19 protein-coding genes and 1 other RNA gene are annotated in these 25,564 nt (G+C 55.9%); 6 read left to right on the top strand and 14 right to left on the bottom strand.

The window, feature by feature from the left end; translation table 11 throughout:
- Nucleotides 1–52: 52 nt before the first annotated feature.
- Genes CRO08_RS11975 through CRO08_RS11960 form a run of 4 tightly spaced genes read right to left on the bottom strand, consistent with a single transcriptional unit; the run spans nt 53 to nt 7,264 of the window.
- Entirely contained in the window at nt 53–1,555 is a 1,503-nt protein-coding gene (locus CRO08_RS11975) for a serine/threonine-protein kinase (protein ID WP_097036392.1), read from the bottom strand.
- Nucleotides 1,552–3,627, bottom strand: a complete 2,076-nt coding sequence (locus tag CRO08_RS11970) for an ATP-binding cassette domain-containing protein (RefSeq protein WP_176495145.1) — start codon at nt 3,625–3,627, stop codon at nt 1,552–1,554. Before CRO08_RS11970 ends, CRO08_RS11975 begins: the two co-directional genes overlap by 4 nt.
- Before the next feature lie 23 nt (nt 3,628–3,650).
- Nucleotides 3,651–4,850, bottom strand: a complete 1,200-nt coding sequence (locus CRO08_RS11965; protein WP_097036390.1) for a pyridoxal phosphate-dependent aminotransferase — start codon at nt 4,848–4,850, stop codon at nt 3,651–3,653.
- A complete protein-coding gene (locus CRO08_RS11960; RefSeq protein ID WP_176495144.1) occupies nt 4,847–7,264 on the bottom strand; it encodes an MMPL family transporter in 2,418 nt (805 codons plus the stop codon). The genes CRO08_RS11965 and CRO08_RS11960 overlap by 4 nt, the downstream gene beginning before the upstream one ends.
- A gap of 28 nt (nt 7,265–7,292) precedes the next feature.
- Between CRO08_RS11960 and CRO08_RS11955 the strand changes: the two genes are divergently transcribed.
- Nucleotides 7,293–8,921: a BamA/TamA family outer membrane protein gene (locus tag CRO08_RS11955; protein ID WP_176495143.1), complete on the top strand. Its 1,629-nt coding sequence runs from the start codon at nt 7,293–7,295 to the stop codon at nt 8,919–8,921.
- 70 nt (nt 8,922–8,991) lie between these two features.
- On the opposite strand, the gene ruvB is transcribed toward CRO08_RS11955, so the two are convergent.
- From ruvB to CRO08_RS11905, 9 genes are all read right to left on the bottom strand, one after another.
- Entirely contained in the window at nt 8,992–10,032 is a 1,041-nt protein-coding gene (gene ruvB, locus CRO08_RS11950; RefSeq protein WP_097036387.1) for a Holliday junction branch migration DNA helicase RuvB, read from the bottom strand.
- A gap of 80 nt (nt 10,033–10,112) precedes the next feature.
- Nucleotides 10,113–10,721, bottom strand: a complete 609-nt coding sequence (ruvA, locus tag CRO08_RS11945; RefSeq protein ID WP_073116259.1) for a Holliday junction branch migration protein RuvA — start codon at nt 10,719–10,721, stop codon at nt 10,113–10,115.
- A gap of 97 nt (nt 10,722–10,818) precedes the next feature.
- The gene (locus CRO08_RS17045; RefSeq protein WP_176495142.1) at nt 10,819–11,682 is read right to left on the bottom strand and encodes a hypothetical protein; all 864 of its coding nucleotides are present in this window, start codon (nt 11,680–11,682) and stop codon (nt 10,819–10,821) included.
- A 9-nt stretch (nt 11,683–11,691) separates the two neighbouring features.
- Nucleotides 11,692–12,591 (bottom strand): hypothetical protein, encoded by a 900-nt coding sequence (locus CRO08_RS11935; RefSeq protein ID WP_097036385.1) that lies wholly within the window; start codon nt 12,589–12,591, stop codon nt 11,692–11,694.
- 9 nt (nt 12,592–12,600) lie between these two features.
- Nucleotides 12,601–13,266: a hypothetical protein gene (locus tag CRO08_RS11930; RefSeq protein ID WP_097036384.1), complete on the bottom strand. Its 666-nt coding sequence runs from the start codon at nt 13,264–13,266 to the stop codon at nt 12,601–12,603.
- Between the two features lie 41 nt (nt 13,267–13,307).
- Nucleotides 13,308–14,636 (bottom strand): histidine-type phosphatase, encoded by a 1,329-nt coding sequence (locus CRO08_RS11925; protein WP_097036383.1) that lies wholly within the window; start codon nt 14,634–14,636, stop codon nt 13,308–13,310.
- 92 nt (nt 14,637–14,728) lie between these two features.
- Entirely contained in the window at nt 14,729–15,079 is a 351-nt protein-coding gene (gene hisI / locus CRO08_RS11920; RefSeq protein ID WP_097036382.1) for a phosphoribosyl-AMP cyclohydrolase, read from the bottom strand.
- A gap of 46 nt (nt 15,080–15,125) precedes the next feature.
- A complete protein-coding gene (locus CRO08_RS11915) occupies nt 15,126–16,406 on the bottom strand; it encodes a glutamate-5-semialdehyde dehydrogenase (RefSeq protein WP_097036381.1) in 1,281 nt (426 codons plus the stop codon).
- An 814-nt stretch (nt 16,407–17,220) separates the two neighbouring features.
- On the bottom strand, nt 17,221–20,052 hold the full coding sequence (locus CRO08_RS11905) for a glycoside hydrolase family 2 protein (RefSeq protein WP_097036379.1): 2,832 nt from the start codon (nt 20,050–20,052) through the stop codon (nt 17,221–17,223).
- Nucleotides 20,053–20,222: 170 nt separating this feature from the next.
- On the opposite strand from CRO08_RS11905, the gene rplU reads away from it, so the two are divergent.
- Together rplU and rpmA are read left to right on the top strand one after the other, a co-directional pair.
- On the top strand, nt 20,223–20,708 hold the full coding sequence (rplU, locus tag CRO08_RS11900; protein WP_097036378.1) for a 50S ribosomal protein L21: 486 nt from the start codon (nt 20,223–20,225) through the stop codon (nt 20,706–20,708).
- A 3-nt stretch (nt 20,709–20,711) separates the two neighbouring features.
- Complete coding sequence (gene rpmA / locus CRO08_RS11895) at nt 20,712–20,975, top strand: 50S ribosomal protein L27 (RefSeq protein ID WP_072810326.1); 264 nt, start codon at nt 20,712–20,714, stop codon at nt 20,973–20,975.
- Between the two features lie 117 nt (nt 20,976–21,092).
- Here rpmA and ssrA read toward each other — a convergent pair.
- Nucleotides 21,093–21,452: a transfer-messenger RNA gene (gene ssrA, locus CRO08_RS11890) on the bottom strand.
- Between the two features lie 686 nt (nt 21,453–22,138).
- On the opposite strand from ssrA, the gene CRO08_RS11885 reads away from it, so the two are divergent.
- The 3 genes from CRO08_RS11885 to CRO08_RS11875 all read left to right on the top strand — a co-directional run bounded on the left by CRO08_RS11885 (nt 22,139) and on the right by CRO08_RS11875 (nt 25,435).
- Nucleotides 22,139–23,764, top strand: coding sequence for a cellulase family glycosylhydrolase (locus CRO08_RS11885; protein WP_255252349.1), 1,626 nt, complete (start codon nt 22,139–22,141; stop codon nt 23,762–23,764).
- A gap of 291 nt (nt 23,765–24,055) precedes the next feature.
- Nucleotides 24,056–24,895 (top strand): TIGR02147 family protein, encoded by an 840-nt coding sequence (locus tag CRO08_RS11880; RefSeq protein WP_097036377.1) that lies wholly within the window; start codon nt 24,056–24,058, stop codon nt 24,893–24,895.
- 33 nt (nt 24,896–24,928) lie between these two features.
- Complete coding sequence (locus CRO08_RS11875) at nt 24,929–25,435, top strand: PAS domain-containing protein (RefSeq protein ID WP_072810333.1); 507 nt, start codon at nt 24,929–24,931, stop codon at nt 25,433–25,435.
- The last annotated feature ends 129 nt before the right edge of the window (nt 25,436–25,564 follow it).

Here is a 25,564-nt window from a genome sequence, read left to right as displayed (position 1 = left end):
GCGTATCGCATGTTCTAATAAGGTCGCCCCTGCGGGCTATGTCAATTCGTGACTAGGGTAGTTCCATGCCGAGCATCCTCACCTCGGAAATTGCGAAATCCTTGTTGTCGGCCTCGTATACTTCGTCGAGGTAAATCTTGATTTCGCTGGATTCCATCGCCTGGAGCACCGGGTACTGCATTCCCTTCACGTTCTCGAGCTTAATCTTCTGCTTGAATCCTTCCTTTGTTTCGAGGGTGAGCGACTTGGGCTTCTTGAAAATGCGGAAGCGGTCGCCGAACGGGTCGTCGACGGATTTCTGGTAGCCGACGGCAAATCCGATGTGCGTGATGAGCGTCTTCTTCTCGAAGAAGAGCGTGAGCACCGGGTTCTGCGGCTTTGCGGGCATCGCGGTGAGCCATGCCGTCTTGAGGTCGCCATCCACGAGGTTGTCGATGGGGTAGCCGCCCGAGATGTCTGCCTCGATGGCCGACTGCTCGAAGTTGCCGAGGGCGTCGTCCCACTCGATTTCGCGGAGCGTGCTTTCGGGCTTGTACGTGAGCATCAGGAGCACCATCAAAAGAATCAGCAGCGGGAACAGCGAGATGGCTAGTGCGGTGAGTCGCCTGCGGATAACGCGCACGCTCGCGGGTATGCGCGTGGCGGCCTCGGCGATGGAGGTCGGGTGCCTGAGCAGCGACTGTTTTTTGCCGAATCTCGTGTTGCTGTGCGCGTCCTTGGGTGGGAACACCTGGTCGCATTCGTCGAGGAATTCCTGCATGTCATGGAATCGCTCGTTCAGTTTTTTCTTGAGGCACTTGAGGATAAGTTCTGAAAGGCCCTTCGGCATGTCGGGGCGGAACTGCTTGGGGTCGGGGGGCGGTTCCTGCACGTGCTTGAGCGCGATTTCTACGGGACGGTTACCCTGGAAGGGGAGGCGGCCGCAGGTCATTTCGTACAAGATAACACCCATGCTGTAGATGTCGGACTGGAGCGTCACCTCGTCGCCGTGGCACTGCTCGGGGCTCATGTATTCGGGTGTACCCATGGTCATACCCGTTTTGGTGAGTCTGTCCTTTTCCATTTCCTGGATGTACGAGATGCCGAAATCCATCACGTACACGCGGTTGTCGCGGGTGAGCATGATGTTCGAGGGCTTCACGTCGCGGTGGACAATTCCCTTGCTGTGGGCGTAGAGGAGGCCGCGTGCAATCTGGCGGATAATGACCTCGATGGCGTCGAAGGGGAGCTTGCTCTGGCGCTGCAGAACGTCAGAAAGCGAGAATCCCTGAACGTAGGTCATCGCGATGAACAGCTGGTTGTCCTGCTTACCGAAGTCGAACACGTGTACGATGTTCTGGTGGTCGAGTTCCTTCATGGCCTGGGCTTCCAGATAGAATCTCTGGATGGCCTCTTCGTCGGCGGATGCGTCTAGAATCTTGAATGCGACTTCGCGTTTTAGCTTCTTGTCGAGTGCCTTGTAAACAAGTCCCATCCCGCCCTTGCCGAGAGTGCCGATGAGGTCGTAGTTCTCGTTAAAGGGGCGCGGAAAATTCTGTGCAGCATGTTCGGTCATTTTGCTTTTTTCGATCTAAGTAGAATGAATGCGGTAATAATACAAAATATGAGGGCGAGGATGAGCGCCGAAAGTTTGTTCCAAACGTCATCGGGGCGTTCCAGCAGCAGGTTCAGGAGCGTGCTCTGGTTGTAGCGCGACCACACGACGGTCGAAAGCCACTTGCCTACCTGTTGCATCTGGTCGAAGGGCACGAGCGCGCCGGCGAGCGCCACCTGCGGGATAATGAGCAGCGGGAGGAACGCGTTTGCCTGCCCGGAATTCCGGGAGAGCGAACTTACGAGGATGCCCATGGCTACTGCGGGTGCCACGGTGCAGGCGAACGCTACCGCGAGCAGGGCGGGCGAGGGGTGCACGGGAATGCGGTAGGCGACAAACGCGTACACGATGGCGGTCTGCAGGAACGCGGCTACGGTCGGGAGCGCGAGTTTGCCCGCGAGGTAGGGGAGAACCTTCGCGCCCTTGCGGAATTCGCCCCGGAGTATGCCCTTCTCCTGCACGATTTCGCGTATGGAAAGCGATAGCGCAAACCAGTTCGCGCAGAGGATGATGGCGAAGGATACCGTCCAGAGGGAGGATGTCTTCGAGAAAATCTGCGAGAAGAGGAATCCGATAATGAACGGCTGCAAAAGCAGAGCCGCCGTTTTGCCCTTGTCGCGGAACCATTGCCGGAGCGTGAGTGCCATACCGTAGGCGAGCGATGCCTTTGCCTTTTGCCTTGTGAAATAGATGTGCCCGTAATGGCTCTCTACCGTATCGCGGCTCACGGAGCCCGATTTTTTCCACACGGAGGAAGAATCCTGGTTCAGGCCCGAGAGGATGCTTTCGGGGTCGTTCGTCTTGAAGAACTGGTAGGCGGCCTGCGGCGTACCGTAGAAACTCTGCTCGCCCGCGTGCAGCACGAGTACCTTGTTCGCGATGTGGAGCGCCTCGTAACTGTGCGTGGTGAGGATTATCGTGTGCCCGAGGAAGGCGAGCTGCTTGAGGTGGGAGCAGAGTATGCGCGAGTTGAACGGGTCCAGGCCCGAGAGCGGTTCGTCGAGGATGATGAGCCCGGGGTTACCCATGAGTTCTGCCGCGAGGGCGGTGCGCCGGAGTTCACCGCCGCTGAGGGTCTTGATGCGGTTCTGCCTGCGGGCAGAAAGCCCGAAGAGTTCGCAGAATTTTTCGAGCTTTGCGTTTGAGGTTGCCGCGTATTCCCGCCGGTCCATCGAGATGCGCGCCCCGTGAAGGAGCGTCTCCTCTACGGTAAGGTCCTGACGGAGGGGAGGGTCTTGTGCCAGGATGGCGATGTGCTTGCGGACTTCCCGGTGCCGGTAATCTACACCGCCGATAAGCACGCTGCTGCGTTCCCCCTTGCGGTAACTGCCCTCGAATAGCTTGAGGAGGCTCGATTTTCCCTGGCCAGAGCGCCCGATGATGGCGAGAATTTCGCCCGCGGGGAGGTCGAAGTCTATGCCCGAGAGGAGCTGTTTTTTGCCCGCGAAAACGTCCAGGTCGCGCACGTGGATGTCGAAACCCGCAGATGCCTTGCGGAGCAGAATTTCGCCGTCCTTCGCGGTGATTTCGGTCTGGTCGTATCGCGTGGTTTCGCCCGGGGCGAGTACGAGCCTGCGGTGTGTTTTCCCGTTCTCGTCGACGGCTCCCTGCCGGAATGCGATTTCGGCGCCGTCTCCCTTTTTGCTGACGGTAATTTCGCGTGGGGATTCCTCGTCGCCCACCTTCCGCGTTTCGGGCGCATCTCCCAGCGTCACGCGCTCCACCTCGTCGTTTGCGTCGAAGAGGAGCAGGGTGAGTTCCGTTCCCTTGAGGTTTACGTGCAACTGCTTTACGCCGATCCCGATAACGTCACCGTCGCGCAGGGTGGTTTCTTCTACTTGCACGTCGTTCACGAGGGTAAAGCTGTTCTTGGTGAGGCTCCGGATGTGCCAGGCGCTGCCGCCCGCATCTTCGCTAAATTCTATGATGGCGTGTTCGCGGGATACGAAACGTTCCGTGAAGAGCAGGTCGCTGCCTTCCTTGCGTCCGATGGTGAACGGCTTTGCCTTATCGGGTGTGATGATGCGGAACATTCGCGTAACCTTCTTGTGCCGTTTTATTCGTGCAGGCCCAGAATTCCCTTCTCGAAGCGTTCGCATGCCTTCGCGAGCGTCTCGTCACTTGCGGCGTACGAGAAGCGCACGCATGTGTCGTCGCCGAAGGCGGCGCCCGGCACGATGGCTAGCCCCTGAGTTTCGAGCAGGTACTTGCAGAAGTCTATGGACCCGCTGACGGTTGCGCCCGCGGGAGTCTTTTTGCCGTAGTACTTTGCGACGGGCGCGAACAGGTAGAACGCACCCGCGGGTGCTGCGACAGACGTGCCGAGAATGCGCGAGGCTTGCGATACCATGAAGTCGCGGCGCTTGCGGAATGCGGCCTGCATCTTTTCTACTTCGCCCATGCCCATCTGGAGTGCCCCGAGGGCGGCGTACTGCGCGATGTTGCTCGGGTGGTGCGTCGCCTGGCCCTGGATTTTCCCGATGATTTTTGCGATGGGTGCGGGTGCGGCATCGTAACCGATTCTCCATCCCGTCATGCAGTGCGATTTCGAGAAACCGTTTATGACTATGGAACGTTCCGGCATGCCCTCGAAGCAGGCGATGCTCGTGAACGCGCCGTTGTAGACAAAGTATTCGTAAACCTCGTCCGAGATGCAGTAGATATCCTTCTCGACAATCACCTTCGCGAGGGCTGCGAGTTCATCGCGCGTATAGACGCTCCCGGTGGGGTTACACGGGTTGTTGATGAGGATTGCCTTTGTCCTTTCGGTAACGGCAGCCTCGAGTTGCGCTGCGGTAATCTTGAAATCGTTCTCGATGCCCGCCTGCACGAACACCGGGCAGCCCCCGAGCCACTTTACCAGTTCGGGGTAGGTTACCCAGTAGGGCGCGGGTATAATCACTTCGTCGCCGGGATTGATGAGGGCGGCAAGTGCGTTGAATACGGCGTGTTTCGCCCCGCTCGTCATAATAATCTGCTCGGGCGCGTAATCGAGTCCGTTGTCGCGTTTTAGTTTATCGCAAACCGCCTTGCGGACTTCGAGAATCCCCACGGGGGCCGTATAGCGGGTCTTGCCCTCGTTTATCGCGTTGCAGGCGGCGTCGCGTATGGGCTTGGGGGTAGGGAAGTCGGGTTCGCCCGCCCCGAGACTCACGACGTCCTTGCCTTCGGCAATCATCTGTTTTGCTAGGGTATCTATGGCGACTGTAAGCGATGCGGCAATGTTTTCTGTGCGGGTAGAAAGAGCGCGTGTCATCTTGATTCTCGTTTCTTTTTCCAGATGCGGTAGTGGTCGAGTGAACCCGCGATAAGCGGGAATATCGTGAACTGTGCGGTGAATATGCAGATGAGCCCGACAAGCATGACCTGGCCTATGCTCCGTAGCCCGGGGTGCGATGAAATCAGCAGCACGTAGCAGGCGATGAGCGATGCCATCTGGCTAATCGCGATGCCCGAGAATTTTTTTTGCATCACGGTGAGCGCGGTGCCTTCTTGCTTGTTGTAGAACGCGGTCCATAACTGCAATGAGCCATCAACGCTTGCCCCGATGATGATGGGGAATGCGAGCGAACTGTACACGGAAAGTTCTATGCCCAGGATGCGCATCAGTATGAGAAGCCAGCTCATCGCGAACAGCGAGGGGAGAATCGTGAATATCGCGCGGCTAAAGCGGTTGTAGTAAAGGAGCAGGAAGAACCACACGAGGAAACTCCCGACGGTAATGGTCTTGTCGAGGTTCTTGAGGATAACGTCGAGCACGGTCGCGCGTATGACGGGGATTCCCGTTACCCTGTATTCGCCGTCCTGTATGCCCTGCAACTTCTTGATATCGCTGTTCAGGTGCCTGCACTGGAGACCGTCGTCGGGGTCTATGTTGTGGAACAGGAATGCGAACACCCCGTTGTTCCCGTTCTTGTCGCTGAACTTGCTCAGGATATTCTTGGGCTGGTCGTGTGCGTCCAGGTTCCTGCGGTAGAGCGATTCGCGGATGAGCGTGAATGTGCGGAGCTGGCCCGAATCCAGTTGCGAGATGACGTTCGGCGTGAGCATCGCCTGCAGGGAATCGAGCTTTGCGGCCCGGCTCTCGCTCATGTGCGGCGAGAACTGCGCGAGCGTGTACATCTTCTTGATGTTCGGGATTCCTCCGCGCTCCTTGAGCTTGGTGAAGTTGCGGTAGAGTTCCTTGCCCGATGCCTCGTCCGGCACCTGGATGATGATGGGGTCATATTCGGGGAACCCCGTCTGCGCGATGAGCGAGTCTGCTGCAGAAGGCTGCTTCTGGATTTCGGTCTTGTCGAAGTCGTAGAAGAACTTGAGGTTCTTGCCGCCGTAGATAAGGCAGACGAGGCTTATGACCGAGATGATTGCGATAAGCACGACGTTCAGTTTTTGCGGGAGCAACTGGATTTGGTATTCGCGACTGAAACGGAAGTTGCTCACGGCGAAGGGCTTGTGCTTCTGGAAAACCAGGAGGAGCGAAGACGTGACTAGGATGGTGACGAACCAGTTGAGCAGAGTGCCGAGTGAACCGAGTACGGCAAGTTCCTGTAGGCCCGGGAGCGGTACGAAGAACATGCAGGCAAACAGCGCCGCCATGATGCAGGTGAACGCGCCGGTCGAAGGCCCGATGCCAAGTACCGCACTCTCGATGCAGAGCTGCGGGCTCAGGTTGCGCGCCCGCTCGATAAAGTAGCGTTTGAGTACGTGGCTCACGACCTGGCACGCCTGGCCGGGAAGCACGAGGGCGAGGAGCAGCGTGAACAGGTTTATGCGGCCGTAGATGCAGCCCGCGAGCGCGAGCGTGTAGAGAATCGGGAGTGCCGTCGCGATGGACGAGACGACGATGAGTTGCGGCTGCCTGTAGAAGTTGATGACGTATAGGAGAAGAATCAGGAGGGCGGTCAGCTTGCCTGCGAGCTTTGCTTCGGGCAGGAGCGTCTTTCCCTTGCGGATGGTGTCGTAGACCTTGCCCGTGTAGTACACCTGGATGTCGTTCCCTGCGTTGATTTCGGCCAGGTGGTCTTGCGTGAGTGCAAGCAGGGCGCGGCTAGCCTTGAGGTCGGTGTGCGATTGCGTGGGGTAGATGTCCACGACGCGGATGGTGCCGTCGGCGCTGGAATGGCTCTGCGCCATCATGTCGAAGTACTTCTTCTGCAGGTCGCCGAAGTTTTCCGAGGTGCGGCCCGTATCGCTTGCGGTTGTTCTGGATGAATCCTCGCTTGTGAGTTCCACGATAAACGGGTTATTCTCTTCTATGGCCTGCTTTTTCAGTTTGGCCACGCGTGCGATAATCGTATCCAGGTCGCTCTCGTCTATGTAGAGCAGGCTGTTCCTGGTGTAAAAGTCCGTTTCGGTCTCGAATTCCACGAAGTGAACGAGGGAGTCGTTCTGGAGCTTGCCCGCAAGTGCCTTCGCCGTATTGTAGTTGAGCAGGCTGTCGCTTGAATGCAGGACTACGGTAAGGCTACCGAGCCCGCCGAAGTCCTTCTCGATTTTCTTGTAGTCGCTGTTTTCTTCCCCGTTGTACGAAAGCGTGTCCTGTAGCTGGATATCCCAGCGCAGGTTCATGATGGGCGGGACTGACAGAATGGCGAAAATCGTGCCGATAACCAGGATGGCTATCGGAAATCGAGTCAGTCTTTTGACTATTTTGCTGATAAGCGAAAACATCGTGTACAATATAATTATAAATTGCTTTATGATGAATCGCATGGGAGTGAACACGACGATGCATAAGCGCCTTGGGAAGGTTTGCCTTCTCCGGGCCGTGTCCGCGTTGCTCCTGTTGGCCTGTGTAGTGCATGCCGAGAACGCTCCCGCTCCGGGCGATTCCGCGCAGATGGCTGCCGTTGCCGCTCCTGCCGATTCCGTGCAGGTTGATTCGACGGACGTTGCCGCACCTGTCGATTCCGCGCAGGTTGATTCGACTGCTGCAGATACTTCGCAGGCCGCTCCGGAAGAACAGTCTTCTGGCGGGTGGAAACGCGTTTTTTACTGGCCCTTCGAGCACATTGTCCAGCCCGTGCTGAACGGCGTCGTCTACCCGATTGCGCAACCCATCCGCTATGCCCTTGATAACGGCGTTATCGAAACAGCGGTGGACATGATTACTTTCGGTGAAAAGCGAAACGTGCTGCTTTACCCCATCATGAACCTGAAACCGGGCAATTCTACGATGCTCGGCTTTACTTACCGTCACAGGAGTGTTTTCCTGAACAAGGACTACCTGGTGGTCTCCCCGCAGTATTTTGCGAATGGCGACTTCTACGGCGATTTACGTTATACGAAACACGAACTCTTCGGTACGCGCCTGTTCGGCGGATTGCGCTTGAGGCAGTACCTGGACCGCGATGGCGTTTTCATTATTCCCGGCACCAAGGAATCGTTCGTGATGCCGGATTCTTCGACATACATCGACTTGCGCACGGGCTTCCCGTTGACCGAAGATGGACGCTGGAGCCTGGAATTCTCGGGAAGTGTCGAGTTTATTGATAGGAGCCTGCCCGAGAAGGCGCAGGACAGCATTCTCGTGGACCCGAAGTTCGATATCTCCGGGCGCGGGCTGTACCAGAAGTTCAGGCAATACCCGCTGAAGATGACGCTCCTGTACGACAACCTGGATTTCCCGTTTACGCCGAGCCGCGGGTCCCGTATGGAACTTGGGGTAAGGTACGTGTTCGTGAGCGACTACGACGGGCTTTCGAACGACGAACTGGCAAAGTCGCTCGGGCGCAGGAACCGTGACGATTTCGGGGATAACGGAAAGAACCATGACTATATGCGTACGGACCTGATGTTCCAGCATTACTTCTACTTCGGCAAGGCGGAAACCTTCCATTTCTCGAAGAAGGAGGCGCGGCAGAACAGGCGGTTCTATACGGACTTCAACTGGGATGCGGCGCTACGCATGTGGCGGCCCGAGAACGTGCGCGAAACCTTGTTCGAAAGGCGCGTGATTGCGTTGCAGTACAGGCTGGTCGATATCTGGGAAATGGAACAGGGTTCGGCGAGCTTTGATGCGTTCCCGTTTATTGGCACGCGGTTCCCCATGCGCGGGTACAAGGATTCGTGGGCGGCAAGGCACGTGATGAGCCTGAGCGCCGAATACCGCTGGCCTATAGACTATTACGTGGATGGCGTGCTTTTTGATGAATACATGATGCATGCGCCCGGGTTTACGGACTGGTCGTTCAAGCGGTTCTACAACTCGTGGGGATTCGGCGTGCGCGTGCGCAGGCCAGACATGTACTGGTTCCGCGTTCAGCTCGGGTTCCACGGCCTGCACGGCGTGAACCTCGTGCTTACCATCGCGCCGGAATTCCGCTAGAAAGCCCGCGCTTCGCCTGCAACGTTTGAGCAGGTCCGCGCGAGTTTATGTGTTTGCGGAACCCGCTTGCCTAGAACAGGTTCAGCTGGTCGCCCTCAATTTCCTTGTTCTTGGGAATTGTCTTGTGGAACATCATGTAGGCGTTGCGTGTGGCGATACGCCCGCGCGGCGTGCGGTTTAAAAGCCCCTTCTGGATAAGGTAGGGCTCGTAAACCTCCTCGATGGTGTTCGGCTCTTCGCCCATGGCTGCACTGATGGTGCCGATGCCTACGGGCCCGCCGTCGAACATGTCGATCATCGTCGTGAGTATGCGACGGTCCGTCGGGTCTAGCCCTTCGCTGTCGATGCCGAGCATGTCGAGCGTCTTGCTTGCCGCCTGCACGTCGATGATTCCCGTGCCACGCACCTGCGCCACGTCGCGGCACCGGCGGAGCACGCGGTTCGCGATGCGGGGCGTGCCGCGACACCGCCCGCCCAGCAATTTGGCCGCATCTTCGGAAAGTTCTACCCCGAGAATACCCGCACTCCTCATCAGGATCTTGACGATGTCCTTCTCGTTGTAAAGTTCAAGCCTGTATTGCAGGCCGAAGCGGTCGCGGAGCGGGCCAGTGAGCTGGCCGCTTCGCGTCGTGGCGCCCACGAGGGTAAAGTGCTTGAGCGGCAGGTTTACGCTCCGGGCGGCAGGGCCAGAATCCAGCATGATGTCGAGCCTGAAATCTTCCATGGCGGGGTAGAGGTATTCCTCTACGGTGCGGTTCAGGCGGTGAATCTCGTCGATGAACAGCACGTCGTTCTCTTGCAGGCTCGTGAGCAGGCCCGCGAGGTCGCTTGCCTTCTCGAGTACGGGCCCGCTGGTGATATGGATGTTCACGCCCATCTCTTTTGCAATGATGCCCGCGAGGGTTGTCTTGCCGAGGCCCGGCGGCCCTGCAAAAAGGCAATGGTCCAGCGCGTCGCCGCGGTGCTTGGCCGCCTCGATGGCGATGGAGAGGCTCTCCTTGATATCGTCCTGGCCGGTAAATTCTGCAAGGCTGGGCGGCCGGAGGTTGCGGTCGGTGTCGCTCTCGTCAAATGCGCTCTTTTGCGGTGAAATGATGCGGTTGTCTTCCATTCTATGACCTGTCATCCTGGAGCGTAGATTCCTGCTTGTCATTCTGGAGCGTAGCGATAGAATCTATCGGGCTCATTGCTTTAAAGATACTTTAATGCCTCGGGGATAAGAGCTGCCGCGTCTGCGGAATCTCCAAGTATTTCCGCCGCCTTCACGACCGCCTTCTCTGCCGCGGGGTCCTTCACGCCGAGCGTGTGCAGGGCGAGGACGGCCTCCATCTTGGCGCCGGTAAGGGCTCCCATGCCGGTGATACCCGAACCTTCCACGTCGCCGAGCGCCTGCAATAGCGCTCCCGCCTTTTCCTTGAGGCTGAGTGTCATCTGCTCGCAGGTTTTCTTGCCGAGTCCCTTGATTTTCGATAGGGCGGCCTTGTTGTCGCTCGCAATCATGTTCAGGAGGTCTGCGGGCGTAACCCCGCTCAATATGCGCTGGGCCATCTTGGGGCCCACGCCGTTCACATCAAGCAACATCAGGAAGATGTTCTTCTCTGTCTTGTCGGCAAAGCCGAACAGCGTCATGGAATCCTCGCGCACGACGAGGTTCGTGTAAAGCGTGACCTCGGAACCCTCCTCGGGCAGCTTGCCCGCCGTGTATGCGGAAATGTTCACGCCGTAACCGACGCCGTTCACGTCCACGACCACGAAGGTGGGGGATTTCTCTGCCAGGATACCGCGAATGCGCTCGATCATGAAGCCTCCGGATAGAACTTTCGTATATGCACTTTTGTGCTACTGCACAAATATATACTAAATCGGGGGCTCTGTCAAGCCTTTTTTGACGGCCTGATTACTTTTTCTTTTTCCGGAGGAAGAATCTGTAGGTAAAGTCGGCGGATAGCGCCCAGTAGGTGCCGTCAAAGTCGCCCGCAACGTGAATCCCGCCTAGTCGGAGGGAATAGTTCGGGGTGAAGTTGTAGCCAAGCGAAAAACGCTGTGTCGTCACTAGCGGCCATTTGTTGCCGAGTTTTACCTCTTCGACTTCGGGGTCTTCCGTTATCTTCACTGTATAGAAACTGCCGGAATACTCCAGGACAAAGTCTCCTAGAAAAACGGAGGCGAACACGCCTAGCCCGTAATGGTGGGTCATCAGGTATTCTTCGTAATCAAGATCTTTTTGGCTCTTGTCGACAGAGTCGAGGGTGCAAGCCCCGTTATTCCAAAGGCAATTAAAGTCTGTACTTCCGGAGTAATAGGAGGTTTCTTCGTACAGGGTCCCCCTGATACGGTAGGTGCGGTCCCAGAAGTGGTCAAAAATGAATCCGCCAGCTTCGAAATGCTTCGTGTTGGCGCCCAAAACAAGTCCCACGAACGGGAAATAATCTGCGCCGGCCGTTATCTTGATAAAGGGCCCTTCGCCCTTGAACAGCACGCTGAAAGCACCTTCGACGGGGGTGTTCCCGAGATCGTATATAAGTTTGTAGTCTTCTTGTTTTTTCTCTCTTGCCCTTTCCGCGTTAAGCTCGTTGCGGTAGGTTACATGACCTTCCAGGACAATGGAACTGTTTTCGACATACGTGCCTGCACCGCGAAATTCCGGAGCCGGGCTTGCCTTTGTTTCCACGGTGTCCAGTTCCGCATGTCGCCTCGTTTCTTCGAGCGAGGCGCACGAGGCCAGGAGCAGGGCTAATGCTAGACACAGTAAGCGCGACATGGGGCGGGTTTATAACAGGTTGTAGATGAGCCCGAGGCGCAACCCGAAGTTGTCTATGTCTTTAATGCCCACGAAAAAGCCTTCCTTATAGGGCTCGTTCATCTGGACATCGAAAAATGCGAATACCAGGAACCTGGGGCTCACGATGATTTCGCCCCCGACAAGCAGGGCGATGTCAAGCGGCGAGCGAACGCCATTGTCAATCAGGTCGTCTTTGGTGCTTCTTTCCTCGATTTCTTCGATGAGGGGAATCGAGAAGCGGGCCCCGATATCGAACATTACGGGGCTTTTCATTGTCTTCATTGCGAGCAGTACCGGGAACGACAGAAGCGCCCGTGTAAGGTTCCCGTCAGACTCCTCCTTATATTCAACTCCTCCATTTTTAGTGCGGTCTATCATGATGCGGTCCAATACGTCTGTTTGGGTCGGCATGTCTGCGTAATCAAGGAGGACTCCGGTCCTTATGGCGAAGTTGTACTGGTTTATCGGAATCAGCGCTGTTGCCCCGAGCGTGAATTGAAATCCGAAGAACATGCCACTAAGGGAGTCTATCGCGTAGTAATGGAGGTCGCGTTCTCCGTAAATGCCGGTAAAGCCGATAGATGCCATTAGGCCGGCAGAAAAATTCAGGGGAACTGGTTTACGGTTTTCAAGTTCCTTTTCCTTTTGAACCTCGGCGACGCTATCCTTGTAGACTTTTGTCTCCTCGGTGCTGATACGGATAATGCGGTAGCCTTCAGGAGTGCGCTCGGGTGCAGTTTGTTCGGCGGGTTCTTCAGGCGCGGCCTGTTCAGTGGATTCAGCTACGGTTGCTGAGCCGGTTGATGAGCTTGCCGAATCAGTCGAAGCATCCTGTGCGAAGGCGAGCGATGCCGCTAGAAGGAGAATGCCTAGAATGTAGTGCTTCATGATATTCTCCTAGTAACACAGGTTCTTGTTGAGGTATTCCTGCAGTTCCTCTTCGGTATAGTAAGAGGGACAGCCAAATTTGATGTCGTCGACGAAACTTTGGTGGATTGCCGGGTCGACAATCGCTCCTGTCGCTGCCCCGATTGTGGCGACCGATCCTGCAAAGAACCCCCAAAGGAGTCCAAAATTCGAACCGTCGCCCATTAAGGAAAATATTGCCGCCATCGGGAATCCCACGAAGGCTCCGATTCCGCCTCCGAGAATGCCTCCAATGACTATTCCGCGTAGCAGGTGGTTTCTCGAGAAGTAGGAGTTGTTCCAAACTTCCCCGTTCTTGCAGAGCGTGACGCTGTCCGTGGGGATGATCATGTAGTATCCCTCGCCTGAGCGGGATGTCGGGAACACGAGGTAGTCGTTCTGGGGGTCGTAGCAGAACCCGGTGGTCTGGAACATAGTCAGGCTGTCGCCCATCTTGGATTCGAAAGAAATACGCGTTCCCTGGGGCTGCATCTTGACGCCTTCGTACTTGACATATTCGCCCTTGGACCTTTCGGGAATATCTGTCGGAAGGTAGGAGTGCGTCGGGTTTGCGCAGCCCGTAAACAGGGACGCGACCGCGTACAGCGCTACCGCGATTAAAGGCAATGGACGGAACTTCATGAGCATTTTCTCCATGCCTATAATATATACAAATTATTAGCGGGGGTGTTGCTTTTTTATTTGTTTGTTGCGATTTTACCGTAAAAATCGCGGAAATCTTCCCAGCGGTAGTAGGGGGCTGCGGGGCAGTTCTTCACGGCCGCCGTGTCGCAGGTTACGGGCAGCTTCTGCTCGGTTTCGTTGAGCATCACCTTCACGAGGATGGGGGCGCCCTTCTTGCTTGACTTGTAGAAGACGAATTGCACGTTTGCTGCCATCGGGCTGATTTCATAGTCGCGCCAGGCCTTGTGCAGGTTTTCCATGTCGGCGGTCTCGATGCCGGTGTTCTGCGTGCCGTTCTCCAATTGCAGGAGCGTGGCGAACGGAAAAATGACGGTGTCGTGGCCGAAGCGGAGTGTGGCCGTAGTCTTTTTCGCGGGCTTTGCTGTTTTGTCGACCTTTGCGAGGGCTGTCGTGTCGGCGGCAATTACTTTGTCTGCTACATCAAGGAAGTTTTTCAATAGCGGGCGTGCATTTTCGAGACCTTCTTTTTTGCCGAAGGGGTTGTTGCCCAGCACGCTGTACCACCAGGCGTTCTGCGCGTGCCAGCGGGCGGCGAGATCCTCGTCTGTCCACAGGTCGTCGAAGTTGAACTCGATTTCGGGGCTGCCCTGCAGGCTTTTGCCGATTTCATAAATCTTGCTGAAGAGGTCGCCCGCGTCGATGTTCTTCTGCACGTATGTCGAATCGTTGAATATTGCGTTCATCATGCGCGCGGGGTTCACGTGGCTGTAGAGCTTCTCGTTTTCCTTCTGCCATGCGGGCGTGTTCGATTCGCCGATGATTTTCCCGAAGTCGAGCGGGCTTATAAATGCCATCAGGTACTTGCCCGATTCCTGGTGGATGTCGAGCTTGGGCTTCTGCGCGCGCAGTTCCTCGAGGAACGCCGCCATGCTCACGACGCAGCGGGTCGAGGTGCTGGCATAGGCTTCGATGTAGGCGTTGTTCTTGAACAGTTCGGGGAAGTTCTTCACCATGCGCTTCGCGATTCCCTGGTGCTGCGCTACGCCGAGTTGCGTGAGATCGCCTGCGCGCGGGGCCGCGTATTCGTCCAGGTATTTTGCGCGTTCAAGCAGGCTCTTGCCGAGTTCGGTCAGCTTGCCTGCAGAATCTGCCTTTGCAAGCGTGTTGTATAGAGCGTGGTAATGGTCGGCGGGCTGGTGGAAGCGGCTGCCGTGCCTGCCGTAATGGCTCAGGTAGAAAGGCTTGTAGCCTGCGGGTGCCTTGGTGTACTTGACAGTCGGAGTGGGGTAGGCGTAGTAGTTGCTACCCATCTGGTGACGGTCCTGTGCAAAGGAAATGCAGGCAAAGAAGAGTACTAGCAGAGGGATGAGTTTATGTGTCATTCTGGAGCGACCGTAGGGAGTGATAAAATCTATGGACCCTATCAGTCCCCTGTCGTTGCACTCCAGGGGCCTTCCAGGGTGACAGGGTAAGGTTAACCTTCGCACGTCTTGAAGAAGCAACTTCTTGCGCCCGTGTGGCAGGCGACCTGCGGCCCCTGCATGCGGACCTTAAAGAGTAATGCGTCCGAATCGCAGTCGGCGGCCCATTCCACCACCGTCATCACGTTGCCGCTGGTGTCGCCCTTGTGCCAGTATTCCTTGCGGCTACGGCTCCAGAATACCATCTCGCCACATTCGTGTGTGCGGCGGAGTGCTTCCTCGTTCATCCAAGCCATCATCAGCACGTCGCCCTTGTCGACGTCCTGCACGATTGCCGGCGCGAGTGCAACACCGTCTACGACCACTTCGAATTTAATCTCTTTAATTAATTCATCAAAGCTCATCTTTCGCCTTTCGTCTGTAGGCGCAAAGCGCCGTTCTTTCGTCTAGTTATGCCCTCACCTGGCCGTTGCCGCGCAGAACCCACTTGTAGGTGCAGAGGCTTTCCACGCCCATGGGGCCGCGGGCGTGCAGCTTGTCGGTAGAAATGCCCACTTCGGCTCCGAGCCCATATTCGCCGCCGTCTGCAAAGCGGGTGCTGGCGTTCACCATCACGCTGCTGCTATCGACGTTCGCGACAAAGTAGTCCTGCACGGTTGCGTCTTCGGCGACGACCGCTTCGGTGTGGCGGCTGCTGTTTTGCTCGATATGGTCGCAGGCCTCGGCCACGTTGTCCACGAACTTGACGCTTGCCTTGAGGGCCAGGTATTCGTGGTGGTAGTTGGAGTCATCGCCGATGTCTGCGATGCGGCTGTCGTGGCTCTGGGCATCCTTGTTGCCGAAGAGTTCCACGCCACGGTCGGCGAGGCAATCCAGGAGTTTCTTGACGTTGGCGTCATCGATATGGCGGTCGATAATCACGCATTCCATGGCGTTGCACACGCCGGTGCGCTGTGTCTTCGCGTTTATCAAGATGTTTACGGCCTTGTCCATGTCGGCGGACTTGTCCACATACACGTGGCAGATGCCGTTGAAGTGCTTGATGACGGGAATCTTGCTCTGTTCCACCACGGCGCGGATCAGGCGTTCGCCACCGCGGGGGATTACCAGGTCGATGCAGTCGCTACGCTGCAACAGCATGCCCACCAGGTCGTGGCTCGTTTCGGTCACGAGCTGCACGGCGTCTTCGTCAATGCCGTTTTCGGCGAGGGCCTTGTGGAAAATCCCGGCGAGGCACTTGGCGGAATTCAGCGATTCCTTACCGCCGCGGAGGATTACGGCATTGCCTGCCTTGAAGCAGAGGCATGCGCCGTCGATGGTCACGTTCGGGCGGCTTTCAAAAATAAAGAACACTGAGCCGATGGGTACTGCCACGCGGCTAATCTTGATGCCGTTCTTCAGTTCGCGGCTTTCGAGCACGCGGTTCAGCGGGTCGGTAAACGCGGCGATTTCTTCGGCGCCCTTGGCCATCGCCTCGATGCGGGCGTCGTTCAGGGTCAAGCGGTCCATCTTGGCGTCGTCGAGCTTTCCGGCGGCGGCCTCCAGGTCAAGTTTGTTCGCGGCCATGATTTCCGGCTTGTGTTCCCGGAGCAACTTAGCCACCAGGTTCAGCACGGCGCTGCGTTTTTCACCCGAGAGGGTGCGGAGATTCTTGCTTGCCTTCTTGGCGTTCTGGGCCAGGATGTCGGAGTATTCTTCCAAGTTGGAATATGAAATAGACGTGTTTTTCATGATTTTACAATATAGAAACTTGATTTTTATCGCACCGGAGTATATTTTAATATTACAGGTTTGTTTTTATCCGCGACAAGGTCTTATAGTCGCAGGATATCGGACTTGGGTGTTCAGACCTGGTGTGTTCTCTCCACACCAGGTCTTTTTATGACCGTTCGTTCGTCGTCTCGGGGGAGGAACCTCCGGTTTCTCACTCACTCCCACCTAAAGGTGGCCATGTCCACATAAGCGCTGAAGCGCTAAGTGGTCAAAGGTCTCTACAAAGGCTCGTTAATACGAGCCTTTTCCGTTCACGGTGCGACCGTTCGTTCGTCGTTTCAGGTATGGAACCTCCGGTTTCTCACTCACTCTCACTACAAAGGCTCGTTAATACGAGCCTTTTCCGTTCACGGTGCGACCGTTCGTTCGTCGTTTTGGGCTTTTTTTTCAAAAAGGCAGACTAAATGCTTGTTCAGAGGGTGTTTGGTCTGCTTTTTGTTAGTTTGTTTGTGCAAAAATGAACGAAAATGTCGTTTTGGAGGGCGCTTAGGGGGCAAAATGAACCTTAAATCGCCTTTTTGGGGCTCTTTCTTGTGAATTTGTTCGAAATTTGGCAGACCAAATGCGCTCTTTTTCGCGATTTGGTCTGTCAAAACGCTCAAATGCCCTCATAAAAAATGCAAAACGCCCGCGCTATAAACCGCGCAAAATGCCCTATTTTAATGTCCCGCGTGGCGACTCCCCGCATCAAGAAACCGCGCAAAATTCCCGCCGTAAAAAACGCGAAAAGCCCCGCCGTGGGGCGAGGCTTTAGAGACTCAAAAGCAATGTTTTAGAGCAGTTTCACGATGGCCGTGAACAGCGCGTCGGCGAGCGCGTTGGTTTCGAGACCTTCGAACACGCTGAACTGGTTGAACACGATCTTGCCTGCGCCGAACGGAATCATCTGCAGGTCGACGCCGGTCTTCACCTCGCCATCCTTCAGGCTGACGGAGCGCGCGTAGACCGTTGCGTCGGGCAGTTCGTTCAGGGAAAGTCCCGGCATCACCGCAGCCGCATTGTGGTCGAGCACGCTTGCCCCGCCGAATACGGGCAGGAGCGCGGAATCCGCCGGCAGGTAGTGCAGGCTTGCGCCGTTTGCACCCGTGCTCCAGTGGGCCTCGAGCGTGCAGTCGAAGGTGTGGCTCTGGTTCACGAAGTCGATGTCTTCCTGCGACATGTCCGAAAGCAGGAGCGTCTTCCCGCCGTTCTTGGTCACTTCCACAATTTTGTCGATGATTTCATCGGGCCAGGAGCAGAGGTTTGCCGTGAAGATAATCTTCTCGGGGCCGGAAAGTGCGGCGAGCGCGTCGCTGGATTCTTCGCTGTTGTCGAGGAAGCAGACCTTTTCCATGGAGCTCTTCACGTCTGCCGGCTCGATGACGATAAGGTCCTCTTCGGAGGCATGGACTTCCTGGTTCCCGTCCTTCAGCACAATGCGAATCTTGTACTTGCCCGTGGCACGCGGGGAGTTGAGCGTGCAGTTGCCGAGCTGGGTAAGGCTTGTCTTGCCGGCCGGTTCGTCGGGAGTCATTGTCTGCGTGGAGAGCACCTTGCCGTTAGAATCGATCAGGCTCACTTCGACAGAGACGTTCTCGTGACGGTCGTTGTTCAGGAGCGTCACCTGGAAGCTGACTTCGCTCTGCGGTGCGACCACGTGTTCCAGTTCGCTTACGAGGGCGCGGCTGCGGGCGTTGATTTCCTTGCAGAATGCGTCGAAACCCTTGCTCTTGCGGTTTTCGTCGCAAAGGCCGCAGAAGTCCGTGCTGAAATCCGCCCACTGTTCTAGGAAGAAACCCGAAATCTGCGGGTTGCTCTGGAATGCGGTAATCTGGTCGAGCTTGCTCTTGGTAGCGATGGCGTTCGCGCATGCGATGAATTCCGAAAGGTTCTTCCATACGGAAAGCGGACCTGCCACGAAGCTGTCGATGGCCTTGAACGCGTTCTTGATTGCCTTCTGGTTCTTGACCGAGCGGGGGCCCTTGATGTTCGTCGCCGAATTCGGGAGCAACGTGTGGTTCTTGATGGTCACCAGCATCTTGTTGTCGATGCGGGCGGCGTCGCTATCCTCGCTATCCTGGAACTGGTTGTCGCCAAGTCCGGAATCGGGTACTACGAGTTCTTCCTCGTCCTTGTTGAAGCAGTGGGCGAGGTAGTGCGTGTAGGCTGCACCCGGGTTCATCTTCGGGCGCACCGCGAGCGACGCGAACTGCGAAATGCGGTCGACAGATACCGGCAGGAGCTTGCCCGTGTCGGCATGGAAGGTACCCTCGTTGTCGAGGTAGATGCTGTCGAGGTTGCTTATTGCGGCGCGGGTCATGTCGACCGGGCTAATCGCGTTGAGCAGCTTGTTGCCGTTCTGGAGCATGAACGTGCCGTTCTCGGAACCCATCACCCAGGCGGCAATGCAGGGGTGGTTGTGCTGTTCCTTGACAATGTCGTTGATGAGGTTCTTCGCGTATTCCAGGCCGGCGGGGGTAGACCTCATGGTGTGGATGGGGAATTCCTGGAACACCAGGAGACCGATCTCGTCACAGATGTCGAGAGCCTCGGTGCTGAGCGGTGCGCCGCAGCTGCGGATGGCGTTGAAGCCTGCCGCCTTCACGGCGAGGAGGTCCTTCCTGAGGGCCGGGTTGCTCGTGGTCCAGAGGCCGCCTTCGCTCCACTGCTGGTTGTAGCATACGCCCTGCAGCTTGACGATGGCATCGTTCAGGTAGAAGTCGCCCTTGAGGCAGTCGAACTTGCGGAAACCGAACGTGCGCATGATGGGGAAGGCGTATTCCGGGGCCTTGCCCTTGCCGCTCTTGAGTTCCATCTGCACTTCGACCGCGAACATGTTGGGCTTTTCGGGGCTCCAGACGAACTTGGAGCGGTTCCAGTCCTTGATGTTGAGGCCGATGCGGAACGTGGCGTTTTCCTTGTCGAGCTTGGGGCAGTCCTTGAACCACTCGCAAACGTCGCCGCTCGGGTTACGCATGAGGATGCGCAGGCGCGGGCTGTAGCCGCGCGGGTTGTTGAAAGCAATTTCGAGGTTCACGCACTCGGAGTCGGCATCCGGTTCCACGTGCAGGTCCGAAATGAAGGCACTGCTGCCGAGCACCAGGTCCACATGCCCAAAGATACCGCCGAACGGGTACTGCGTCCAGGGGAGGCCAACGGGCACTTCGCTCGGGTGTACGTAGCGGTCGTCCGCGTCATCGCTGCTGTCGCGGCCAAAGTCGATGCGGCTGTTGGCGGCCCCCATGTTTGCCACGCGGATGCAGAGCACGTTCTCTTCGCCAATCTTGATGGCCTTCTGGGTCTCGAGAACAAACGGCGTGTATGCGCCGAAATGCGTGCCGAGAAGCTTGCCGTTGAGCCAGATGGTCGCATGTGTAGCCACACGTTCAAAGCGCAAGAAAATACGCTTGGCAACCTGCTTTTCGTCTTCGATGGTGAAACGCTTGAAGTAGAACGCGCAGTCCTGGGACAAAAGCAGTTTTTCAAACGTCCTTTCCCAAATGTGGGGAACCGTCACCGTTTCCGTATCTTCGGGGTAGGTGGCGTACCAGCGGTTGGATATGCCGGAATCTTCGGTATCCCATTTCATCTGCCAATCGCCATCGAGACTCAAAATATTATTCATGTAGGGTCCTTTATGAAATTTTCCCGCTAAATTTAGAAAATATAGGGGAAACTATGCATTTTATTATCGGAAAATAGTCCGAAATTGTCGAAAAATTCCATAATCCCTTTACAATTTCGCAAATTTTACTACATTTGGAGTCCCAATAGCAACCAAAAAAGGATTACAAAATGTATTCTATTGTTGAAACAGGTGGTTTCCAGTATAAAGTCGAGCTGGGCAAGGCCTACAAGGTCCCCACTCTTGACGCCGCTGTTGGTTCTGAACTGGAGCTCAAGTCCGTCCTTCTTTTCGCAGGAAAAGAAGTGCAAGTCGGCACCCCTGTCCTGAACGACGCCTCCGTGAAGGTTGAAGTCCTTGCCCACGGCAAGTACGACACCATCATCGTGTTCAAGAAGAAGCGTCGCACCCGTTACGAACGCCGTAACGGTCATCGTCAGGGCTATACCGAGGTGCTCGTCACGGAACTCCGCTCCGGCGCCGAATCCGCAGTCGTAGATCCCAAAGTTATTACCCGCAACCGCGCTCGCGTGGCTGCCCTTGCCAAGCAGAAGGAGCAGAACAAGCCCCTTACTCGCAAGGAAAAGATTGCCCAGGGTATTCAGAAGCCTGCTAAGGTCAAGAAGAACTCCCTTCGCAAGGCTAAGGAGGCTTAATCCATGGCACACAAGAAAGGTCAAGGTTCCGTACGTAACGGTCGCGACAGTAACGCCAAGTACCTCGGCGTGAAGAAGTTCGCGGGCGAAACCGTCAAGGCCGGTAACATCATCGTGCGTCAGCGCGGTTCTCACTTTCACAAGGGCGTGAACGTCGGTATGGGCAAGGATTTCACCCTGTTCTCCCTCGTTGACGGCAAGGTGAAGTTCGAACACATCGATGCCAACCGCCAGAAGGTTTCCGTCTATCCGGAAGAAGCCAACTAAGGTTCGCTAAAACCGAATTTGAAGGCCGGACGCGCAAGCGCCCGGTTTTCTGTATATATGCGAACGGTCTCATAAACCTCACCTCCAAAAAAAGACCCACACAAAGTGGGTCTTTTTTTCTGGAGGTGAGGGGAGTCGAACCCCTGTCCAAAATCACGTCCATGTCCATTCCTACAAGCTTTCCCTTCGTATTTAAGGTCTCGCCTTGTCCACGCCCAAGAAGGTCGGCGCAGATTTCAGCCAGCCTAGTGAATCTCGGACTCTAGCCCCAGGCATGCGAGAATCCTATCCCATATTTCGTCCGGACGTTCATCCCGATGGGAGCGGAATGAGGCCCGGCGTTGCCGCTAATTAGGCAGCGAGTGCGTAGTTTTCGTCAGCACTTATTTTTTTTCAGACTTTTTTACGAGTGCCCTCGTCTGAGACCTCGGCTTGCAACTAACACTTCGGTAACCCTGTCGAAACCAGATCACCCCCGGTGTTTCACCGGGGGTGATCTGGTTGAGACTTGTCGACTAAATGCGAGCCGGCGAGCATTTAGGCCCTTAAGCTCACGAAGTGAGCGCAAGGCCCGTAGGGCAAAATCGCTGCGAGTAGCAGTGATTTTGGCAAACCAAGGCACCCCCGATTGATATCGGGAAACCGATATCTATTGATTGATAAACATCGGTGTTTTCCCAAATATATAAATTTATCGCCCTAAAGGGAAGGTTTGTCAAGTTTCTGCCTTTTTTGCCTTCAAAAAAGCCCGAAAGAAGCAAAAATGGGGACTAAATGCCTGAAAAATCGCATTTTGGTACCCTTTTTTACACACAAACTAACGCAAAAAGCCTAGCAAAGCTCGCTTTTCTGCTGATTTTGGGGATTAATTCCCTCGGAAAAGGCTTTTTTATCCCCACTGTTGCGGGCGCGGCACCCAAAAAGCTTTGAACAAGTTAACAAAATGGGTACCAAACACCCTCAAAAAGGCCCTTTTGGTACCCAATTTCGCACATTTCGGCAATTTGCCTACTTTTTCCGCAGGCTTTTTTGCGGTATTCCGCTTGAATCCTGCGCTTCATTCTCTTTATTCCGCGGCGCCCGCCTTTTTTGTCTAAAAATTGCAGTTCCCCCTGCGACCCATTTATATATATTTGTACTTGAAAAACAAGATTTCGGAGATTATGATGAATTTTGCAAGCGCGAAGCCCGGTTTTTTTGTTCAGGACCGCTTCCTTTACAGCAAGGTCAACGAGAAGGTCGTTCTGCGTGGCATAAACCACATGTTCATTTGGACTGACCGCGAAGGCAAGACCATTCCCGAAATCGCGAAGACCGGCGCGAACTGCGTGCGCATCGTGTGGAACATGCGCGGGCGCGTGAGCGACCTTGATTCCATCGTGGCGCAGAGCATCTCGAACGGCATGATCCCGATTGTGGAAATGCACGACACGACGGGCAACTGGGAGCGCCTGCCCGAGGTGCTTGACTTCTGGCTGCGCGAAGAGACGCTCCAGATGATTACGAATCACCAGGAATACCTTATCCTGAACGTGGGCAACGAGCCGGGCGCGCAGGAGATTGCCCCGGACGAGTTCTTCGGCATGTACAACATGATAGTGACCAAGATGCGCGCGGTGGGAATCCGCGTGCCCATCATGATAGACGCCGACAACTGGGGCCAGAGTGAAAAGAACATCCTTGCGGTGGGCCCGCGCCTGCTGCATGCCGACCCCGAGCACAACCTGCTGTTCTCCATCCACATGTGGTGGCCGAGCGAACGCCACGACGCGAAGACGACCGGGTTTGCGACCGTGCAGGAACGCGTTACCGCCTGCCTCGAGAAGTCGGTGGAAATCAAGCTCCCGCTAGTGGTGGGCGAGTTTGCCCCGATGGCGGTCGCGGGTGCACGCGAAATCCCGTACAGGCACATCATGGGCGAATGCGAGCGCCTGAACATCGGGTGGCTCTGCTGGAGCTGGGGCCCGGGCAACTCCGACAGTCCCGAGATGGACATGACGGAGCATGGCTCGTACAACACGCTGGTGGGCTGGGGCAAGGAAGTTGCGGTGGATAGCCCGCTGGGTATCCAGAACACGAGCGTTATCCCGACATTCATCCAGAACAAGGACTTTACCACCGGGTCGCTCGGTGGCGGCGCGAACATCATCGAGAATGGCGACTTTTCTGCGGAGAACGCACTCGACGGCTGGACGACCGACTTCTGGGGCGGCAAGGCAGAAGTGACCGTCAAGGACGGCGTGCTCCACTTCAATATCAAGCAGGCGGGCAAGGAAACCTGGGGCCTGCAGTTCAAGCAGCACTTGACCCTCCGCAACGGCGTGACCTACATCTTCAGCATGCGCGCGAAGGCCGACAAGCCCCGCACGCTGAACGTGAACATCAAGCGCGACGCCGAGCAGTACACTCCGTACGCGAACGGGCGTATCCTCGACCTGAGTACCAGCTGGCAGAACTTCAGCTGGAAGTTCACCATGAAGGAGGATACCGACCCCGAGGCGCTCCTGATTTTTGACATGGGCGGCGTTCCCATATCGTGGTCGCTTGCCGATATCAGCCTGGTGCAGGCCCGCAGTATCGCGGACCGCCTCAACCGCACCTTCCAGCGCAACGTGCAGAAGAACTCCGGCTACTTCAATGCCCCGAATGGTCCGTGGGAACTGCACCTCTACAACGCGAAGGGCGAACTCGAAGAGGTCCTTGACCGCGGGCGCGGCGGCGAGGGCATGCGCAGCTACCCCAAGATCGAGAAGGGCGGCATCATGGTCGTGAAGGATGTCGCAGGATAGGCGACTGATCGCGCGGTTTTAAAGCAACTATTTAAACGAACCTATATATGTATCATGACGGCGGGCGGTGGTCCGCCGTTCGTGCGTTTTTGAACGAGAAAAATCACGCGATATTCCATTTTCATTTTTACATAGTGTGGAATGTCAACGTTTTTTAACACGCTTGTATCATAAAAAATGGAACAAAATGTCAAAAAAGGCTGTTTAAAGTGTGATTTTAAACAAATTTAGGCACTATTGTATCATAAAATAGTTGCATTCCGCTCTAAAAATGATTATATTCTTTGTTGTATGAAACCCGTGACGGAATACCAGAATTTTCGCGTTTTTATACGCGACTTCTATACGGAACGCAAAGTGCGGTCCGGGTTTCCCTGGCGAGAGTTCGCCAGGGAGGCCGGGTATTCCTCGCCGGTATTCTTGAAGTTGGTGTGTGATGGGACCGCAAACCTCAGCGACGCAGGGATGGAACGCGTCGCTGAGGCCATGGGTCTCGTGGGTGTGGACCTCCAGTATTTCCGCACCCTGGTACGTTTCAACCAAGAAAAGGACGCCGCAAAGAAGCGCGAAATTTTCAAGGAACTCCGTGCCATCACAAAGGAAAACGAGATTACGCTCGTGGGCGAGGACCAGTACGACTACTACGAATCCTGGGTGAACCCGGTGCTTCGTGAAATGGCTCCGTATGTCTCGGACTCGACACCCGCGCAGATGGCGGACAAACTTACCTTCGGTGCGCAGGCGGCAGAAGTCAAGAAGGCCCTGCAGCTGCTCCAGAAGGTCGGGCTCCTGAACAAGACTGCCGATGGCAAGTACGAGCAGGCGTCCAAGGCGATTACGACCGGTAATCTCGAGTTCACAAGCCTTTCCGTCCGCGAGATGCACCGCCAGATGGGCGAACTTGCTATCCGCTCGCTCGATGAGGTGCCGGTGGACGAACGTAACGTTTCGGGTATGACCTTCGGTGTTTCCGAAGAAGCGTACCAGCGCATTATAAAGGAAATTGCGGATTTCCGCCGCCGCATTACTGCGATTGCCATGCAGGATACGAACGAGAACCGCATTTACCGCTTGAATGTGCAACTCTTCCCGCTTACGAAGGACTTGAAGAAGGGAGGGGACAATGTTTAGTACTTACGCTAACTATATCAAGGGAGGCGCAATATGACCGAAAACGAAAATTCTCTTGACATCGCTTGCTTTGAAGTCAATCAGAGCGGCCGTATCCTGTCGGGCAACAAGCGGTTCTGCCGCATGTTCGGGTTCAACGAATCCGAGGTGACCTGGCATTACATTACCGACTGCTACCGTTACCCCAGGGATTGGGAACTGTTCAGCAACTGCAGCGACCTTTCGCAGAACAAGTTCGTGTTCCGCATGCGTAACCGCAAGGGGCGCAGTTTCAAGTGCTGCCTTACCCGCGAAATCGTGCAGGATGCCGAAGGCAAGATTACCTTCCGCAATACCATCTGCAGGCTCGGCGAACCCGAGATTGCACAGGCGGCTGCACCTGTTGCCGAGAACCGCTCCGTGGTGTTCATTACCCGCTGTGCCCACTGCGGCGACCAGGTGCGCGTGAACACGCTCGCCGAGACCCGCATGCGCGTGCTCTGCGATGCATGTGCCGCGAAGGCCTATCCCGAAGCGTTCAACATTACCGCCCAGGTCTAATACTGTAATATTGCGCCGAACTTATTCATAGAACAATGCAAAGTCCGGAGGTGCACGCGCACTTCCGGATTTTTTTCGTTAGAAGATGCTTCCGTGAGTAAATAACAAAACACCCCGCCACTCATCGTG

It is taken from the genome of Fibrobacter sp. UWT3, from assembly GCF_900230125.1.
Taxonomy (GTDB): Bacteria; Fibrobacterota; Fibrobacteria; order Fibrobacterales; family Fibrobacteraceae; genus Fibrobacter.
Note: the sequence above shows the minus strand (reverse complement) of the source record. Positions and strands in the feature narration are given on the sequence as shown.

Bases quoted from the DNA above. Each gene is read 5' to 3' on its own strand.
- CRO08_RS11960 (WP_176495144.1), bottom strand. From the start codon at position 7,264: ATGTTTTCGCTTATCAGCAAAATAGTCAAAAGACTGACTCGATTTCCG.
- CRO08_RS11970 (WP_176495145.1), bottom strand. From the start codon at position 3,627: ATGTTCCGCATCATCACACCCGATAAGGCAAAGCCGTTCACCATCGGA.
- CRO08_RS17045 (WP_176495142.1), bottom strand. From the start codon at position 11,682: ATGTCGCGCTTACTGTGTCTAGCATTAGCCCTGCTCCTGGCCTCGTGC.
- CRO08_RS11875 (WP_072810333.1), top strand. From the start codon at position 24,929: ATGACCGAAAACGAAAATTCTCTTGACATCGCTTGCTTTGAAGTCAAT.
- CRO08_RS11925 (WP_097036383.1), bottom strand. From the start codon at position 14,636: ATGACACATAAACTCATCCCTCTGCTAGTACTCTTCTTTGCCTGCATT.
- CRO08_RS11880 (WP_097036377.1), top strand. From the start codon at position 24,056: ATGAAACCCGTGACGGAATACCAGAATTTTCGCGTTTTTATACGCGAC.
- CRO08_RS11885 (WP_255252349.1), top strand. From the start codon at position 22,139: ATGATGAATTTTGCAAGCGCGAAGCCCGGTTTTTTTGTTCAGGACCGC.
- CRO08_RS11975 (WP_097036392.1), bottom strand. From the start codon at position 1,555: ATGACCGAACATGCTGCACAGAATTTTCCGCGCCCCTTTAACGAGAAC.
- CRO08_RS11965 (WP_097036390.1), bottom strand. From the start codon at position 4,850: ATGACACGCGCTCTTTCTACCCGCACAGAAAACATTGCCGCATCGCTT.
- CRO08_RS11915 (WP_097036381.1), bottom strand. From the start codon at position 16,406: ATGAAAAACACGTCTATTTCATATTCCAACTTGGAAGAATACTCCGAC.
- ruvB (WP_097036387.1), bottom strand. From the start codon at position 10,032: ATGGAAGACAACCGCATCATTTCACCGCAAAAGAGCGCATTTGACGAG.
- rplU (WP_097036378.1), top strand. From the start codon at position 20,223: ATGTATTCTATTGTTGAAACAGGTGGTTTCCAGTATAAAGTCGAGCTG.
- CRO08_RS11935 (WP_097036385.1), bottom strand. From the start codon at position 12,591: ATGAAGCACTACATTCTAGGCATTCTCCTTCTAGCGGCATCGCTCGCC.
- CRO08_RS11905 (WP_097036379.1), bottom strand. From the start codon at position 20,052: ATGAATAATATTTTGAGTCTCGATGGCGATTGGCAGATGAAATGGGAT.
- CRO08_RS11930 (WP_097036384.1), bottom strand. From the start codon at position 13,266: ATGGAGAAAATGCTCATGAAGTTCCGTCCATTGCCTTTAATCGCGGTA.
- ruvA (WP_073116259.1), bottom strand. From the start codon at position 10,721: ATGATCGAGCGCATTCGCGGTATCCTGGCAGAGAAATCCCCCACCTTC.
- rpmA (WP_072810326.1), top strand. From the start codon at position 20,712: ATGGCACACAAGAAAGGTCAAGGTTCCGTACGTAACGGTCGCGACAGT.
- hisI (WP_097036382.1), bottom strand. From the start codon at position 15,079: ATGAGCTTTGATGAATTAATTAAAGAGATTAAATTCGAAGTGGTCGTA.
- CRO08_RS11955 (WP_176495143.1), top strand. From the start codon at position 7,293: ATGATGAATCGCATGGGAGTGAACACGACGATGCATAAGCGCCTTGGG.